The 16,436-nt window shown below is 50.8% G+C and carries 14 protein-coding genes and 1 tRNA gene; 14 read left to right on the forward strand and 1 reads right to left on the reverse strand.

Annotated elements, in window-relative coordinates:
- The first annotated feature begins 12 nt into the window (after positions 1 to 12).
- The 7 genes from AC27IB_RS15610 (at position 13) to rimI (ending at position 4,866) form a co-directional block, all read left to right on the forward strand.
- On the forward strand, positions 13 to 2,076 hold the full coding sequence (locus AC27IB_RS15610) for a TonB-dependent receptor (RefSeq protein WP_296052841.1): 2,064 nt from the start codon (positions 13 to 15) through the stop codon (positions 2,074 to 2,076).
- An 11-nt stretch (positions 2,077 to 2,087) separates the two neighbouring features.
- Positions 2,088 to 2,342 (forward strand): hypothetical protein, encoded by a 255-nt coding sequence (locus AC27IB_RS15615; protein ID WP_296052839.1) that lies wholly within the window; start codon positions 2,088 to 2,090, stop codon positions 2,340 to 2,342.
- Positions 2,343 to 2,348: 6 nt separating this feature from the next.
- Positions 2,349 to 2,960 (forward strand): nicotinamide riboside transporter PnuC, encoded by a 612-nt coding sequence (gene pnuC / locus AC27IB_RS15620; RefSeq protein ID WP_296052838.1) that lies wholly within the window; start codon positions 2,349 to 2,351, stop codon positions 2,958 to 2,960.
- A complete protein-coding gene (locus AC27IB_RS15625) occupies positions 2,930 to 3,712 on the forward strand; it encodes a phosphotransferase (protein WP_487122054.1) in 783 nt (260 codons plus the stop codon). Before pnuC ends, AC27IB_RS15625 begins: the two co-directional genes overlap by 31 nt.
- A gap of 106 nt (positions 3,713 to 3,818) precedes the next feature.
- Positions 3,819 to 3,895, forward strand: a tRNA-Trp gene (locus AC27IB_RS15630).
- A gap of 66 nt (positions 3,896 to 3,961) precedes the next feature.
- Entirely contained in the window at positions 3,962 to 4,402 is a 441-nt protein-coding gene (locus AC27IB_RS15635) for a hypothetical protein (protein ID WP_487122056.1), read from the forward strand.
- Positions 4,375 to 4,866, forward strand: a complete 492-nt coding sequence (rimI, locus tag AC27IB_RS15640) for a ribosomal protein S18-alanine N-acetyltransferase (protein ID WP_296049580.1) — start codon at positions 4,375 to 4,377, stop codon at positions 4,864 to 4,866. Before AC27IB_RS15635 ends, rimI begins: the two co-directional genes overlap by 28 nt.
- 12 nt (positions 4,867 to 4,878) lie before the next feature.
- On the opposite strand, the gene AC27IB_RS15645 is transcribed toward rimI, so the two are convergent.
- Positions 4,879 to 6,219 (reverse strand): OmpP1/FadL family transporter, encoded by a 1,341-nt coding sequence (locus tag AC27IB_RS15645; RefSeq protein WP_487122058.1) that lies wholly within the window; start codon positions 6,217 to 6,219, stop codon positions 4,879 to 4,881.
- A gap of 262 nt (positions 6,220 to 6,481) precedes the next feature.
- On the opposite strand from AC27IB_RS15645, the gene AC27IB_RS15650 reads away from it, so the two are divergent.
- From AC27IB_RS15650 to argS, 7 genes are all read left to right on the forward strand, one after another.
- Positions 6,482 to 7,513, forward strand: coding sequence for an AraC family transcriptional regulator (locus AC27IB_RS15650; RefSeq protein ID WP_487122060.1), 1,032 nt, complete (start codon positions 6,482 to 6,484; stop codon positions 7,511 to 7,513).
- Between the two features lie 227 nt (positions 7,514 to 7,740).
- Positions 7,741 to 9,093, forward strand: coding sequence for an MFS transporter (locus tag AC27IB_RS15655; RefSeq protein WP_296049587.1), 1,353 nt, complete (start codon positions 7,741 to 7,743; stop codon positions 9,091 to 9,093).
- A gap of 12 nt (positions 9,094 to 9,105) precedes the next feature.
- Complete coding sequence (locus AC27IB_RS15660; protein ID WP_487122062.1) at positions 9,106 to 10,503, forward strand: aldehyde dehydrogenase; 1,398 nt, start codon at positions 9,106 to 9,108, stop codon at positions 10,501 to 10,503.
- A gap of 75 nt (positions 10,504 to 10,578) precedes the next feature.
- Positions 10,579 to 11,418 (forward strand): p-hydroxycinnamoyl CoA hydratase/lyase, encoded by an 840-nt coding sequence (locus AC27IB_RS15665; RefSeq protein ID WP_296049591.1) that lies wholly within the window; start codon positions 10,579 to 10,581, stop codon positions 11,416 to 11,418.
- An 11-nt stretch (positions 11,419 to 11,429) separates the two neighbouring features.
- Positions 11,430 to 12,911, forward strand: coding sequence for an AMP-binding protein (locus AC27IB_RS15670; RefSeq protein ID WP_487122064.1), 1,482 nt, complete (start codon positions 11,430 to 11,432; stop codon positions 12,909 to 12,911).
- Between the two features lie 191 nt (positions 12,912 to 13,102).
- On the forward strand, positions 13,103 to 14,686 hold the full coding sequence (prfC, locus tag AC27IB_RS15675; protein ID WP_296049595.1) for a peptide chain release factor 3: 1,584 nt from the start codon (positions 13,103 to 13,105) through the stop codon (positions 14,684 to 14,686).
- An 8-nt stretch (positions 14,687 to 14,694) separates the two neighbouring features.
- Positions 14,695 to 16,428 carry an arginine--tRNA ligase gene (argS, locus tag AC27IB_RS15680; RefSeq protein WP_487122066.1) on the forward strand — a complete coding sequence of 578 codons (1,734 nt, stop codon included), beginning with the start codon at positions 14,695 to 14,697 and terminating at the stop codon, positions 16,426 to 16,428.
- Positions 16,429 to 16,436 lie beyond the last annotated feature (8 nt).

The following is a 16,436-nucleotide window of genomic DNA, read 5'->3' on the forward strand; positions in this document are numbered from 1 at the left end:
AAGAGATCCAGTATGAGTTTACCTAAAGCATTATTTTCTTTATCTCTATTGAGTTTATCCGCCAGCGCCTTAGCCGCTGAGCAAAGTGACATCGAAAAAGTTACCGTATACGGTGATTTTCATCAGCGAGCGCTCGCTCAGCTGAGCGCCAGTGCCTCCATTATTGATAATGCACGTATTCAAAGCCGCCAGGCTGTGCACATTGAAGACTTACTGCGCATTGCGCCTAACGTCAATTTTTCCACCGGAGCCTCACGTGGCCGCTTCGTGCAAATTCGAGGCATTGGTGAGCGCAGTCAGTATGCCGAGCCAATCAATCCGTCCGTCAGTATTATGGTTGATGATTTTGACTTTACCGGACTTGGCGCTGCGGCATTGTTATTTGACACCCAGCAAGTTGAAATCTTCCGAGGCCCCCAGGCCACGGTATTCGGCACCGGTGCACTGGCTGGTGCCGTGTTAATTAAATCGACCCCGGCCGATGACCACAATGCTGATTATGTGCAGTTTACTGCCGCCACTAAGAGCAGCTATGGTGTGGAAGCCGGCAAGAGCGTTGCCGTGTCTGATAACCTGGCCATTCGCGGCGCGTTGGTGCACAACCAGAGCGACGGCTTTGTGCGCAATACCTTCCTGAACCGCGACGATACCAACAATATTGACGAAAGTGCTATTCGGTTAGCGGCGAGCTACGACTACAGCGATGAAGTATCGTTAACCGTTAATTATCGCTGGTACGATATCGACAATGGCTTTGATGCTTTTTCACTGGATAACACCCGGGAAACATTGTCTGACGAGCCCGGTTTCGACCGTCAGCAAACTCATGCTATCAGTGCCAATTTACTTACCAGACTGGAAGGCGGCGACCTGCACTTTATAGTCACTCACGCCAGCCATAATATTGGTTATGCGTATGACGAAGACTGGACCTATGATGGTTTTCATCCGTGGGGTTACACTTCTTTCGATGCTTATTACCGCGATGTAGAGACTAACACCGTGGAGTTACGCTTCGTCAGCGGCGATCAATGGCGTTTGTTTAACGACACGACCTCCTGGGTTGTCGGCACGCGGGTTAAGAATAATAAGGAAGATTTACTTCGTCAGTACACTTATGCCGATGGCGATTTTGTCAGTCAGTATCAGCCCATTACTCAGGCTGTTTACGGTCAGCTGGAAAGCCAGTTAACCAATGACTTATTGCTGACCTTTGCTTTACGTGCGGAAAATTACGATTTCTCTTATGGTGACAATGCCGGTCTTAATGGTGATCACGACTCGACCATGCTAGGCGGCAAGCTGGCACTGAGTTACCAGCTTGGCCAGCAGCTTGTTTATGCCAGTATCTCGCGAGGGTATAAAGGGGCGGGGATTAACCCCGACCAGAACGTGACTATCGACAACCGTTTTTATGACGAAGAGTACAACTGGAACTACGAAATTGGCATGAAAGGCCGGCTGACCGACCAGTTAACGTCCCGGGTAGCCGTGTTTGTAATGAAACGGCAAGACACGCAGGTCAGTGATTATGAACTGCAATACCGGGATGACGGCTCTGCAGAGTTTATTGATATTATCAGTAACGCCGATTTAGGTACTAACCAGGGCGTTGAGGTAGAGCTTAGCTACCAGGCAACTGACAACTGGAGCGTGAGTTTCTCGGGGGGATATCTGGATGCCTATTTTGAAGATTATACCCGCGCTGACGGGACCACTGTGACAGAACAGCAGCAGGCTCAGGCACCTGATTTCACCGCCAATTTACTCAGCCAACTGGATTTCAACGAGTCACTGCGCTGGAATGTTGAAGTGGATTTTGCCGATCGTTATCGCTTTTCTGATGGTCATGATGTGACCGCACCTTCGCGCACCTTAGTGCATACCCAGCTAAGCTGGCGAATGGAGAACTGGGAAACACAGCTGTGGATCAACAACGCGTTTGATGAAACCTACTATACCCGCGGATTTGGCGGATTCAGTAACGATCCCCGCGATTTTTACGAATTTGACGAGCCGTACTTTCAATTAGGTAATGGTCGTCAAACCGGTGTCACGGTTCGGTATCAGTTTTAGGAGAGCAGACTATGCAAGTGATGGTTGAGTTATCGCTGTACCCATTGGTGAATGAGTACCTGACGCCGATAAAAGCTTTTATCGCACGTCTTAACAGTTACCAAAACCTGACAGTGACCACCTGTTCTACCAGCACCCAGGTGCAGGGAGATTACACTGAGGTCCTGCAAATTCTGGGCGTTGAAATGCAGCGAACCCATGAAGAAGTGGGTCAGGCCGTGTTTGTGGCTAAATTTCTGAACTTTGATGCCATGAGCAGTAAGTAGGACCGTATGGAGCAGACCGTTTCTCAATTAGTTGAACAAATTGCTGCGACGTCTCTGGCGGAATGGCTGGCCGTTGTGCTGGCCATTGCCTATGTGCTGCTTGCTGCTCGCCAGAGTGCCTGGTGTTGGTTGGCAGCCCTCACCAGTACGGCCATTTATACCTGGTTGTTCTGGCAGGTGGCGCTGCCATTTCAGTCGGCGCTTAACCTGTTTTATATGGTGATGGCAGTATATGGCTACTGGCAATGGCATCATAAACCCGGCGAAGAGAGGTCAGTTCAATCCTGGCCTGTGAGCTGGCATGTGCTAGCGGTGTTCGGTTTAACGGCGGTGGCAGTGGGACTAGGCAAGCTAGCGGCTACTCAGTTTAACAGCGAATACCTATGGCTTGATGCGGCGATAAATGTGTTTAGTGTGGCGACTACCTTTATGGTGGCTCACAAAATATTGCAGAACTGGATCTATTGGTTTGTGATTAATACAGCCGCTGTGTTCCTGTACTGGCAAAGTGGATTAATTCTGTCTGCCGGCCTGTTTTTAGGGTATGTTGGCTTTTCGGTTTATGGGTATAACCAATGGAAACAGGAATGGTCAGACAGGTATCTGACAAACAGCTAAGCGACTTTATTGCCAGTCAGTGTGGATCGTCGCAACTCACTTACGAGCCGGTTCGCCAGGGATTAGCCAATAGCGTATACCGCGTCAGTAGTCACTCGCAAAGTTGGGCGGTAAAGTTGTTAGGGCCGGCCACCTTTAGTGCGGTTAATTACACCGTGGTGAATAAAATCCAACAGCAACTGGCCGTTTGCGGGCTGGCTCCGGTAGTTACCGCCTATAATCCCGACCTGCGCATTTGGATTGAGGAGTGGGTAGATACTCCTAAACAACAATCCACTGATACAGAACAGCTGGCGCAAGTGCTGGCCACGATACACCACAGCGATATTAGCGCGCCAACGTTAGCGCTGTTACCTTGCTGGCAACATTATCTGGAGCAATTGCCTGGCAGGGCAGGACGCGCCTTTTCGGTGGAAAGGGATAAGTTGGTGCCGGTGATCTCTCAGTTCAGTCATTATCAGGACTTTTGTTTTTGTCACAACGATTTATCGTTTGCACACCTGGTTGGGGCATCACGCAGTAAGGTTGTTGACTGGGAATATGCCGCAACCGGTAACCGGTATTTTGATATGGCCGCCTGCGTCCTCATAAACGAACTCAGTCCTCAGCAACGAAGCCAGTTGTGTCATGTGTATGCGCAACAAACAGGCAAGTCAGTGAGCAGGGTTGAAGAGGGGGTTGAAGCCTTCTTACCGGTAGTCGATTTCACTAACCGCTTATGGACTGCGGCGGCGGCCCGAAATCCGGCTTAATATTTCGCCGTTGCGATTAATATTTGTGCGCTTAAACGCGAATTTAGCCATTTATTGTAAAAACACTTTACCTTTGATCCGGCATACGTATAATTCACAGCGCGCTAGGGGTGTAGTTCGAATTGGTAGAACAGCGGTCTCCAAAACCGATGGTTGGGGGTTCGAGTCCCTCCACCCCTGCCACTTTCCTCTTTGTTCTGATAGACTCCTGATACGCTTCTCACTCACACAGAAAGACCATAAACACTCATGGCATTCGCGTTAACTGATTATCAAATTGCTGCATTACAAGAGATGCAAATTCCCGTTTGGCAGTTGCAAAGCGAGCTGGCAAAACAGCCTGCGGATACGCCGGTGGCCGAAGCAAAGGTAAACTCAGAACCTGTGTCACAGGATACGGCGCGCTCTCATTTACAGCGCATGAAAGACAGTGTGTCGGGCAAACCTGCGGCCACGCAACCGGCCGATGTACCACCACCACTGCAGGACGTTACAGCGCAGCAAGCCCCACAATTTTTCGCCGATCTGAAAGTTGCCCTGCAAGGATTGGACATAGCGAAGGTACCGCCGGTAAAAATAGGCGCGCCTGTTGCCGCATCTACGACCGCAATCACGTTGCCGGTAGCGCCGGATAAACTGACATCTCAACATAAGATTCAGCTTTGGCAGGCATTGTGTGCGCTAAGTTGAACCTGCAGGCCACAACATTCTGCCAGGCGGATGAAGCGCTTGCTTTAGCCGCCTATGCCATTCACCAGGAAGCCCAGTATGCGCCCTGGTCAGAGGCCACCTTTGTCGATTGTATCTCTTCGCCCTATGAATGCTGGGTCTTGTTGCATGACGGCCAGGTGGTTGGTTTCGCCATATTGCTGGTGGTGCTGGACGAAATTACCCTGATGGACATAGCTATCAGCGCCGGCTTGCGCGGGCAGGGGGCAGGTAAACATATGCTGGATTTTGTCATTCGCCGCTGTGAGCAACTGAACGGCTCAAACTGCTTTCTGGAAGTGCGAGAGTCTAACCTGGTGGCCAGAAAGCTGTACCTGAACAGCGGATTTGAATTACTGGAAAGGCGCAAAGGGTATTATCCGCTCGCTAATGGCCGGGAAGACGCGCTAATGATGGTCCGGCCAATAAGCGCTGTTGCGCCTTAGCGCCAGAGCGGGTTAAAAGTCCATACTGGCAAAAATCACCATTGACGACTTTTCTGCAGACTGCACGTCATTGGAATCATTCTCCGGGTAAAGGTTCACACCGGTTATTGCTTCAACATACCGCACATCAGCATAACGCACCTTGCCATCGCCTTGCTTTGCGTAAAGCCCCACGGTTAGAGGGTAGCCCATTAATTTTGTTTCGTAAGCCACACTGATGCCCCGGGTGTCGATAGCCTCGACGCGCTGAAAAGGGATGTCAAAGTCAATAACGCCATTGCTGTTATCGGTAAAAAGGCCGATTTGCAGTGCAGTATCGGATGACAGTGGGATGCGCAGACCCAGTGAATAATTGGTGACTTGTTTTAGCTCACGGGTTAAGTCGATGTCATCGAGTACCACGTCATCCTTTTCAACATGGCTGTAATAATCTATCTGACTTGAGACTACCCAGCCCCGGTGTTTATAAGCTGCGCCGAAAGAGAGCAGGGATGGCTGATCCTGTTCTGTATCCGTGCGGATAAAGTCCGGGAAAGTCGTGTCCGGGGAGCCGTTTAACAGGGTAATGATTGGCGCCACAATAAGGTTATTAGAACGATAGTTACGGTTAATCGATTCACTGTGCACATAGTGAGCCCCCACGCTTAAGGCATCATCCTTGTACAACACACTCAAAGAAGGTTCGATTAAATACTGTTTTTCGTTGATTCGTCGGCGGGCGTCAAAGCCGGAGGTAAATGACCCCGTTGGTGTATACATAGTAATGGCCGCACCGGAGGTTTGCGATAAAACCTGTTCAATGTATTTCAGCGACAAGGAAAAGCCCAGCGCCCACTGCTCGTTGAGCCGGTAAGACAGGGCGCCACCAAACTTGTAAGCGGCATTATCGAAATCATAGGTCACCGTCTCAATCACACTCTGCGGTGGCGTGGTCATAGTGGCCGGCAACTCGTAGGCAGAGCTACTGTCGGTGCGTTCCTGAGAGTAATCGGTTACCGTAAAATAACTGCCGTAGCTCCACTGTCCGGAACTGGCGCTAATGCCCAGAAAACCGGGGACCACAGAAAATGAGGTGCGGGCAAAATCAGAACCATCGGTATACACATTTTTAAACTCGGTATCTTCAAAAGCCAGGGTATTTACAGACGCTGATTTGGCATTGCTCTGAAACGATAAACCGGCCGGATTGTAGTGCATCGCTGACTGGTCGTCCGCCAGTGCTACATAAGCGCCACCGTAGCCAATGGCTTTACCGCCCACAAGCAGGTTACCGTAATGGTACTGGTCTGCGCTAACCGTGAAAGAAGTCGCTACCAGAGCACTTACTATTCCAACTGACGAACATAACTTCATAGATTACTTCCCTGAAACCAAACAATGCCAACCAAAGGTGTTGCAGTGTGCCTAGATTATAAAATGACCGGCCAGCTGGCTAGCTTTATGTCCTAATTTGTCAGTAAGTTAGCAGTTTAGCGAAGACTGAAAGCATCGCCGGAAACGACCATAAATTCAGTAAAACGGCATTCTAAAACCATTGGAACCATGTTATTAATAAAAAATAAACACGGTGTTAACCTCAGGTGATTCGCTATTTATGCCAAAGGCGGCAGTCGCAATGCGAATAGATAAAAACAAGTACGGCAGTGCATCAAATCATTATTTGACGGCACTCTTTGAGGTCGCAGAACAAAACCATCTGGATGCCTTACGCCTGCTTAAACACTGTCAGATTGAGCCGGCAGCCATTAATAAACCGGGACGGCGGGTGAAAACAGAACGGCTGTCTAAATTCCAAAGCCTGGTGTGGCGATTATTACGGGATGAGTCTGCCGGCTTGTGTGGCCGGCCGTTAAAACCGGGCACCTATGAAATGATGGGCCAGGTGACGGTGTTTCAGCCAACATTAAAACTGGCCATGCTTAAAGGCATCGCATTTTATAATTTAATGCTGACAGATAATTTTGCTGAGCTGAGTGTCGATGGTGATGAGGTCACTCTGACGATTCGCTTGCCCCACCCTGAGCGGGACCATAAATATCTGTTTGCGGAACTCACGCTTTTGGCCTGGCACCGATATTTTTCGTGGTTAATTGCCAGCCGCATTCCATTGTCAAAAGTTCGGTTTAACTATCCACCACCGCCCCATGTTCATGAATATCATTATTTGTTTCCCGGAGAGCACGAGTTTCATTGCGATACTTTGTCTATCTCGTTTTCGACTCAGTATCTGTCTAAACCGGTGAAACAAAGCGAAGGCTCGCTGAACGCCTTTATGCAACGCTGCCCACTGGAATTATTCCGGCAGTATAAAGCTGATTACACCCTGACCTCTGATGTCCGACACCTGCTAAGTAACGATATTGAGAGTGGTTTGCTCACTATCGACGCCGTCGCCGCCAGGTTACATATGACCAGTCGCACGCTGATGCGCAGATTGAAAGACGAGGGAACCTGTTTCCAGCAAATCAAGGATATCGTCAGAAGAGACCGGGCCGTAATGTTGCTAACCCAGCGAGCAACCCCTATCAACCTAATTGCCGAGTCTGTTGGGTTTGCCGATCCGGCGGCGTTTACCCGTGCATTCAGAGCCTGGACGGGTGAAACGCCAAGGCAATTCAGAGCCCTTCATAAAGAAGCACTTAGCTAAATCTTTCAACGATACTGGCTGGGATCTTCCGTTAGGTTATCTGCCTTTTTTTCATTGGTTAGCAACCGCTTATTATGCAAAAAGTACTCGTTGTCATTATTTGACAATTATTTCGTCACTTTCTGCTATTTTACAATCCGGTACATAATATTAACATCTGGTAAAAGTTTGGGTTGCCGCGTTAACACTAACCTGGCAGTGCCACAAAAAAACACAGAGTGAATGTTATGAATCAACACCCGTCTGAAATCCTCGACAACAGCAAAATGAGCAGGCAACAAATCATGGCTGTCATTTTGTGCATTGCGCTCAATGCTCTGGATGGATTTGATGTGCTGGCGATCAGTTTTGCCTCACCCGGCATCGCTGCTGAATGGGCAATCAATCGAACCGAACTGGGTGTGGTACTGGCCATGGAACTGCTCGGCATGGCCTTTGGCTCAATCTTTTTGGGCGGTTTCGCCGACCGGATAGGCCGTAAACCCACGATTCAAACCTGTCTGGTCGTCATGACCGCAGGCATGTGCTTTTCTGCCTTTGCCAATTCGGTAGTCACTTTGTTGGTGGTGCGTTTTATCACCGGCCTGGGCATTGGCGGTATGCTGGCCTCAACCAATGCCATGGTGGCCGAGTACTCCAACAAAAAGTTTCGCCACCTGTGCGTTATTTTAATGGCTACCGGCTATCCGGTGGGGGCGATTATCGGGGGGTCTATCAGTTCGGTGCTGCTGGAAACCTACAGCTGGCGTTCGGTCTTTATTTTTGGTGGGCTGGTGACCGGTGCTTTCCTGATTATCGTACAACTATTCCTCGCTGAGTCGGTGGTCTACCTGGCCTCAAAACAGCCGGCTGATGCCCTGGCGCGGATAAACCGTTCTTTACAGGCCATGCAAAAGCCGGTGTTAGACGCATTGCCACCGCTATCTCCTAATGCCGGTAAAAGCTCATTTGTTGAATTGTTTACGCCGCAACTGCGCGCCACTACGTTACTGCTCTTAGTGGCCTACTTCGCCCAGATAATGACCTTTTACTTCATTTTGAAATGGATCCCCAAAATCGTGGTCGACATGGGGTTTCATCCTTCTCAGGCGGGACAGGTACTGGTGTGGGCAAACGTGGGCGGTGCCATCGGTGCCACCTTGCTGGGCTTATTCGCCTCAAAACTGCCGCTACGACACCTGCTGATTGGCGTTCTGCTTCTCGGCTTTGTGATGGTCTCAGTGTTTGGTATTGGCTATGAGTCACTTGGCCAGCTGGCCCTGATATCGGCGGCTACCGGCTTTTTCACCAACTCCGGTGTGGTGGGGTTGTACGCCCTGATGGCACAAGCCTTTCCGCCACAGGTACGGGCTTCCGGTACCGGTATTGTTATCGGCGTAGGGCGCGGCGGCGCGGCGCTGAGTCCGGTGGTGGCTGGCGTTTTATTTACCCAGGGCGTGTCGTTGCAGGGCGTCGCCTTTGTCATGGGCGCGGGGGCCGTGGTTGCCGCTATCACTGTATTTTTGCTTGGTCGGGTGCAGAAGGGAAAATCTGCGCTGGATGCAAGTCCAATATTAACAAAGCAAACTTGCGATAACTAAGGGGATTGAGGAATGAAATTCACCCGATTAAATCCAATTACTGGTGAAGTTGCCAGCGAAGCCGAAGCAATGCAAGCCGCAGACATGGCGGCAATTGCGGCAAAGGCTCAGCTAGGTTTCGAGACCTGGTCTAAAGTCGGTCCCAACGCCCGCCGCGCGGTGCTGCAAAAAGCGGCAACGGCGCTGGAGAGTAAACAGGAGGCCTTTGTTGCCGCCATGATGGGCGAAACCGGTGCTACGGCCGGCTGGGCCATGTTTAACCTGATGCTGGCGGCCTCTATGTTGCGTGAAGCAAGTGCCCTGACTACGCAAATCAGTGGCGAAGTGATCCCCTCTGATAAGCCGGGCTGCATGGCAATGGCTTTGCGTGAGCCAGTGGGGGTTATTCTGGGGATAGCACCGTGGAATGCGCCAATCATTCTGGGCACCAGGGCGGTTTCTACCGCACTGGCGTGTGGTAATGCGGTTATTTTAAAAGCCTCTGAGATTTGTCCGCTCACCCACGCTTTGATTATTGAAGCATTGGCGGAAGCCGGTTTCCCGGAAGGGACCGTTAATATCGTTACCAACACTCAGGACGATGCCGCCGACGTAGTAGGCGCGTTGATTGATGCCAAACCGGTTAAACGCATTAATTTTACCGGTTCAACCGCCGTGGGACGCATTATCGCCCGCCGTGCGGCAGACAATCTGAAGCCCTGTTTACTCGAATTGGGTGGCAAAGCGCCACTCCTGATACTTCAGGACGCCAATCTTAATGAGGCGGTGAAAGCCGCGGCTTTTGGTGCCTACATGAATCAGGGGCAAATATGCATGTCGACGGAGCGCCTGATAGTGGTCGACAGTATTGCCGATGAGTTTGTTGCTGCCTTTAAAGCCAAAGTGTCCACCATGGAAACCGGCGATCCTCGCGAGGGGAAAACCCCGCTGGGTGCCGTTATCGACATGAAAACCGTTGAAAAAGTGAATGCCCTGATTGATGACGCGGTGAGTAAAGGCGCTAAAGTAATCACCGGTGGAAAGGCCGATTCTGTGCTAATGGCCGCAACGGTGATTGATGGCGTTACCGAAGAGATGGCTATCTATGCCGACGAAAGCTTTGGTCCGGTAGTCGCGGTGATCCGCGCCAAAGATGAAGCCGACGCTATCCGTATTGCTAATGACAGTGAGTACGGATTGAGCGCCGCCGTATTTACCCGCGATATTGCCAATGGATTAAAAGTGGCTAAACAAATCAAATCCGGTATTTGTCATGTGAATGGCCCAACGGTGCATGATGAAGCACAAATGCCTTTTGGTGGTGTGGGGGATTCCGGTTACGGGCGCTTTGGGGGCCAGGCTGGCATTGACCAGTTTACTGAACTGCGCTGGATCACCGTGGAAACCGAACCAGGCCATTATCCTATTTAATTACCCTGATGCATTGCCTTCTGCGGTGCAGAGCATCGAATGCATTTCATTAATATTTTGCAAGAGGAAACGAACGTGTCAGTAGAAAGAAGTGAAGAAGAAACGGTAAAGGTAGTTGTTGAGAATAAGATTGCCTGGGTGTCCTACAACCGTCCGGAAAAACGCAATTGCATGAGTCCTAAGCTTAATCGTCAGATGATGCGAGTGCTGGAAGACCTTGAGTACCGAGATAACGTTGGTGTACTGGTGTTAAGCGGCGAAGGGACAGCCTGGACGGCCGGTATGGACTTAAAAGAATATTTCCGCGAGAACGAGGCAAAGGGCCTGGGGGCAACGCGCAAAGCCCAGCGTGAAGCCTATGGCTGGTGGCGAGCCTTGCGCTGGTACCATAAGCCAACCATCGCGATGATTAATGGCTGGTGCTTTGGCGGCGGTTATGGACCCTTGTTTAGTTGCGATCTGGCGGTGTCTGCTGAAGATGCCACCTTCGGGCTCAGCGAAATTAACTGGGGGATTTTACCCGGTGGAGGAGCAAGTAAAGTAGTGGCCGACCTGATGCCCCTGCGTAAGGCCATGTATCATGCCATGATGGGCGAAAATATCGATGGCAAAACGGCGGTAGAGTGGGGACTGATTAATGAAGCGGTGCCAGCCGATCAACTGAAAGCCCGCGTGACTGAAATGTGTAACGTGTTGCTGGAGAAAAATCCGGTTGCACTGAAAGCCACTAAGGATGCCATTCGTCGCGTAAAAGAAATGACCTACGACAATGCGGAAGATTACCTGGTCCGTGCTCAGGAAGCGGCAAACAGCTTCGACAACGATGGGCGCAAAGAGGGGATTAAGCAGTTTATCGACGATAAAACCTATAAGCCGGGTTTAGGGGCTTATGATAAATCCAAGCAACAAAACTAAACGGGGCTGACATGGATTTTGTGACCCTGCAGGCGCGATTACGGCCACGAAGTATCGCTGTTAACGATGTCACTCATCACCGGACCTGGACTTATGCCGGGTTCGATAACACCATTAATCAACTGGTCAGCTGGTATCAGATTAACGGGTTGAAGCAGGGTGACAGAGTGGCTTGTTTGTCTAAAAACCGGGCCGAACTGGTGGCATTGCACCTGGCTTGCTCCCGGGCAGGCCTGGTGTTTGTGCCACTAAACTGGCGGCTGGCTAAAGAAGAGCTGCAAGCGCTAATGAGCGATTGTTCGCCAGCCCTGCTGATAGGCGACGAATCGGCCGCGGCGATGCATTTCAGCCATTATGATATTAATTTGTTACTGAGCGATTGCAGTGAATTAAGCGCTACACAGCCTGAGTTTGATGAACACACGCCTTCACTTATCCTGTATACCTCAGGGACTACCGGTAAGCCAAAAGGCATCGTTCATAGTGAAGCGACCCTAATGGAAACTACCCTGAATATGACGCAGCTCGGACAGGTTAATGAACACAGTGTATTCCTTTGCGAAACGCCGATGTTTCATGTTATTGGCCTGGTATCCTGTGTGCGTCCGGCGCTCTATTGTGGTGGCAGTCTGGTGATTTCTGATGCGTTTGAACCCGCTCGGACGCTGAATCGACTGGCAGACGAGACGCTGCGGATCAGTCATTATTTTTGCGTGCCGCAAATGGCTAATATGTTGCGCCAGCATGCGCAATTTGATGCCCGCAAGCTTAAAAATCTCAAAGGGTTGTTAACTGGCGGCGCACCGCATCCTGAAGTGCAAATCCGGGCCTGGCTCAACGACGGAATACCGATTGTAGATGGTTACGGTATGAGTGAGGCCGGCACGGTCTTTGGTATGCCGTTTGATTTACAGATCCTCGATGAAAATGCTGGCTGTGTCGGACTGGCAACACCGCGAGTGAAAGTGAGGCTAACCGACGACCACGGTCATGAAGTCCCCCCGGGTAAGGCGGGTGAAGTGGAGATCCGAGGCGGCAATCTGTTTGTTGGGATCTGGCAGCAGGACACCTTGTACCAAAAGAGCTTTACCGCAGATGGCTGGTTTAAAACCGGCGATATGGCGGTGTGCAATCAAGCCGGGTTTTACCGCATTGTCGATCGCAAAAAGGACATGTTTATCTCCGGTGGTGAGAACGTGTATCCGGTCGAGGTAGAAGGGGTGGTACTTAAACATCCTGCGGTCAAGGACTGCGCCTTAATTGGCGTACCTGATGAACGCTGGGGCGAGGTCGGGCATTTGTTTGTGGTGCCCTTTAATGAGCAGTCACTGGCGAATAGCGAGCAGTTTTTCACCGAGCTTGGAGAACATCTTGCCCGTTATAAAATCCCCAGGCACCTGACGCTGACCGACAGTATTCCCCGCAATGGTGCCGGTAAAATTCTGCGTACTGTGCTTCGCGAACAGGTGGTGCACTTACTGGAGCAACACTAACCCATCATTCTTACCGTTCAGCACCGGCATTGCCGCTAAATCCGGTGCTGACCCCCTTGCTTTACTACCATTAAAAACCAAAAGTCCGTATAATCCCGCGAAAACGTAAGGCCTGAGTCATGCCGGTAAGGCAAGGATTAATGCAATCATACTCAGGGCCAGCACTCCCGAATAAAAATCAGGTTTATTGAATGACCCAGCTGTTAGAAGAAATTAAACGTCGACGCACGTTTGCGATAATCTCGCACCCGGACGCCGGTAAGACCACTATCACCGAAAAAGTGCTGTTATACGGACAAGCGCTGCAGACCGCCGGTACCGTTAAAGGTAAGAAATCCGGCCAGCATGCCAAATCCGACTGGATGGAAATGGAAAAAGAGCGTGGGATCTCAGTGACCACCTCGGTGATGCAGTTTCCTTACGGTGATAACCTGGTCAATCTGCTTGATACGCCGGGACACGAAGATTTCTCTGAAGACACCTACCGAACACTGACCGCTGTGGATTCTTGCCTGATGGTTATCGATGCGGCCAAAGGGGTTGAGGATCGGACCCGTAAACTCATGGAAGTAACGCGTCTGCGAGATACCCCGATCATCACGTTTATGAATAAGCTGGACCGCGATATTCGTGACCCTATGGAATTGCTGGATGAAGTGGAAACCGAGCTGAACATCGCCTGTGCGCCGGTCACCTGGCCGATTGGCTGTGGGAAGCAGTTTAAAGGTGTGTACCACATTCATCGTGATGAAACGATTTTATATAAGACCGGTCACGGCCACACCATTCAGGATGTGCAGATCATCAAAGGGCTGGATAACCCGGAGCTGGAAGCCGCGGTAGGTGAGGGGCTGGCGGCAGAATTCCGTGACGAACTTGAGCTGGTCATGGGCGCCTCTAATGAATTTGATCAGGAACTGTTCCTGGCCGGCGAAATTACCCCGGTCTTTTTTGGTACCGCACTGGGTAACTTTGGTGTGGATCATATGCTCGATGGTCTGGTCGCCTGGGCTCCACAGCCACAAGGGCGCGAAACCGACAACGGCAGCGTGGATTCGCTGGATCCTAAATTCAGCGGTTTCGTGTTTAAGATTCAGGCCAATATGGATCCTAAACACCGAGACCGTATCGCCTTTTGCCGGATAGTGTCGGGCAAATATGAAAAAGGCATGAAAATGCGTCATACCCGAATCGGCAAGGATATTCGGATTTCTGATGCGTTAACCTTCTTAGCCGGTGACCGATCGTTACTGGAAGAAGCCTATGCCGGCGATATTATCGGCTTGCATAACCACGGTTCTATTCGTATAGGTGATACCTTCTCATCTGGCGAAGACTACCGCTTTACCGGTATTCCCAACTTTGCGCCGGAGCTGTTTAAGCGCATTCGCCTGCGCGATCCGCTGAAGATGAAACAACTGCAAAAAGGCCTGATCCAGCTTTCTGAAGAAGGGGCGGTGCAGGTATTCAGACCGCTGGCCAATAACGACCTGATTGTTGGCGCTGTGGGGGTACTGCAGTTTGACGTGGTGGTGGCGCGCCTTAAAGCCGAATACAACGTCGACGCGCTATATGAACATGTCAGTGTGGCCACTGCACGCTGGGTCTATTCCGATAGTGATAAAAAGCTGGACGAATTCCGCCGTAAAGCCGAGCAAAACCTGGCGTTGGATGGCGGCGATAACCTGGCTTATGTAGCGCCCACCATGGTGAACCTGTCGTTAGCACAGGAACGCTACCCCGATATTGATTTTAGAACTACTCGCGAGCACTAGGCACAACAATGAATATTCACGCACTTCTTATTTCCCGTTTTTCTCAGGCCTTAAGCGACATGGGCATTACCGACGCCCCGATTCCGGTGGCGCGCAGTGGCCGACCTGAATTTGGTGAATATCAGTTTAACGGCGCCATGGCACTGGCCAAAAAGTTAAAGCAAAAGCCTCGCGATATTGCTGAGCAAATTCTGGCGCAGGTCAAACTGGACGATGTGGCCAGCAAACTCGAAATTGCCGGCCCCGGTTTTATCAACATTCATCTGGCTGACAGCTGGCTAGCAAGTCAGTGCCAGCAAGCTCTGGATGACACCCGTTCAGGTATCCCTGCGCAGCATGCACAAACGGTTGTGGTGGATTACTCCTCGCCCAATCTGGCCAAAGAGATGCACGTTGGGCACCTGCGCACCACCATTATTGGTGATGCAGTGGTTAAACTGCTGGAATTTTTAGGCCATAAGGTTATTCGTCAGAACCACATGGGCGACTGGGGTACTCAGTTTGGTATGTTGCTCGCTCATCTAAGCGACAAGCTAAGCGCTAATGCCGTGGCGGAAACCGCGTTGTCCGATTTGGAAAACTTTTATCGTGAAGCCAAAATCCGCTTTGACGAAGAAGATGGCTTTGCCGACCGTGCCCGGGAATATGTGGTTAAGCTGCAAAGCGGCGATCAGCAATGTGCTGAGTTATGGCATTTGTTTATCGATGTGTCCATCTCGCACAGCGAAGAGGTTTACGAAAAGCTGAATGTCAGCCTGACCCGCCAGGATATTATGGGCGAGTCTGCCTACAATGAAGACCTTTCTCATGTGGTGGCGGAACTGAAAGAAAAGGGCATTGCGGTGGAAGATCAGGGCGCACAGGTGGTGTTTATCCCTGAACTGGCCGATAAAGAAGGTAATCCGGCAGTGTATATTGTGCAAAAATCCGGTGGCGGTTATCTGTATGCAACCACCGATTTGGCCGCGATGCGCTATCGCAGCGGCAAACTGGGCGCTGATCGCACATTAATTCTTACCGATGCCCGTCAGGCTTTGCACTTTAAGCAAACTGAAATTGTCGGTCGTAAAGCCGGCTTTATGCAGCCTGAGCAAACTTACGAACACTGTCCGTTTGGCATGATGCTGGGCAGTGACGGCAAACCTTTCAAAACCCGCAGTGGTGGCACGGTGAAGCTGGTAGAACTGCTTGATGAAGCTGTCGATCGTGCCCGAAAGCTACTGGCTGAAAGAGATACCGGTTTAACCGCCGATGAGCTGAATGATGTGGCCCGTAAAGTGGGTATTGGCGCCGTTAAATACGCCGATTTGAGCAAAAACCGGACGACGGATTACGTGTTCAACTGGGACTCCATGCTGAGCTTTGAAGGCAATACTGCGCCTTATTTGCAGTATGCCTATACGCGGGTGCAAAGCCTGTTCCGCAAAGCAGAGGTCAGTCCCACCGCTCTGGATGCCACTATTACTCTGGAACATGCTCAGGAGCATGCACTGGCGGTGCAATTGCTACAACTCGAAGAGCAGCTCAATGTGGTAGCCCGTGATGCAACGCCGCATGTACTGTGTAGCTACCTGTATGATTTGGCCAGCCACTTTATGAGCTTTTATGAAGCCTGCCCGGTACTCAAAAGTGACGTGCCAGAAGCGACCCGTAACAGTCGGTTAGCGTTATCTGCACTGGTCGCCAAGCAGTTAAAGCTGGGGCTTGAATTGCTCGGCATCGAAACTCTGGAAAAAATGTAGGGGGGTGA

It is taken from the genome of Alteromonas sp. 4NH20-0104, assembly GCF_057547795.1.

What these genes read in the sequence shown, in the direction of transcription:
- AC27IB_RS15645 (WP_487122058.1), bottom strand. Translation starts at nt 6,219, where the DNA reads ATGAAGTTATGTTCGTCAGTTGGAATAGTAAGTGCTCTGGTAGCGACT.
- argS (WP_487122066.1), top strand. Translation starts at nt 14,695, where the DNA reads ATGAATATTCACGCACTTCTTATTTCCCGTTTTTCTCAGGCCTTAAGC.
- AC27IB_RS15635 (WP_487122056.1), top strand. Translation starts at nt 3,962, where the DNA reads ATGGCATTCGCGTTAACTGATTATCAAATTGCTGCATTACAAGAGATG.
- AC27IB_RS15660 (WP_487122062.1), top strand. Translation starts at nt 9,106, where the DNA reads ATGAAATTCACCCGATTAAATCCAATTACTGGTGAAGTTGCCAGCGAA.
- AC27IB_RS15625 (WP_487122054.1), top strand. Translation starts at nt 2,930, where the DNA reads ATGGTCAGACAGGTATCTGACAAACAGCTAAGCGACTTTATTGCCAGT.
- prfC (WP_296049595.1), top strand. Translation starts at nt 13,103, where the DNA reads ATGACCCAGCTGTTAGAAGAAATTAAACGTCGACGCACGTTTGCGATA.
- AC27IB_RS15650 (WP_487122060.1), top strand. Translation starts at nt 6,482, where the DNA reads ATGCGAATAGATAAAAACAAGTACGGCAGTGCATCAAATCATTATTTG.
- AC27IB_RS15610 (WP_296052841.1), top strand. Translation starts at nt 13, where the DNA reads ATGAGTTTACCTAAAGCATTATTTTCTTTATCTCTATTGAGTTTATCC.
- AC27IB_RS15670 (WP_487122064.1), top strand. Translation starts at nt 11,430, where the DNA reads ATGGATTTTGTGACCCTGCAGGCGCGATTACGGCCACGAAGTATCGCT.
- AC27IB_RS15655 (WP_296049587.1), top strand. Translation starts at nt 7,741, where the DNA reads ATGAATCAACACCCGTCTGAAATCCTCGACAACAGCAAAATGAGCAGG.
- AC27IB_RS15615 (WP_296052839.1), top strand. Translation starts at nt 2,088, where the DNA reads ATGCAAGTGATGGTTGAGTTATCGCTGTACCCATTGGTGAATGAGTAC.
- pnuC (WP_296052838.1), top strand. Translation starts at nt 2,349, where the DNA reads ATGGAGCAGACCGTTTCTCAATTAGTTGAACAAATTGCTGCGACGTCT.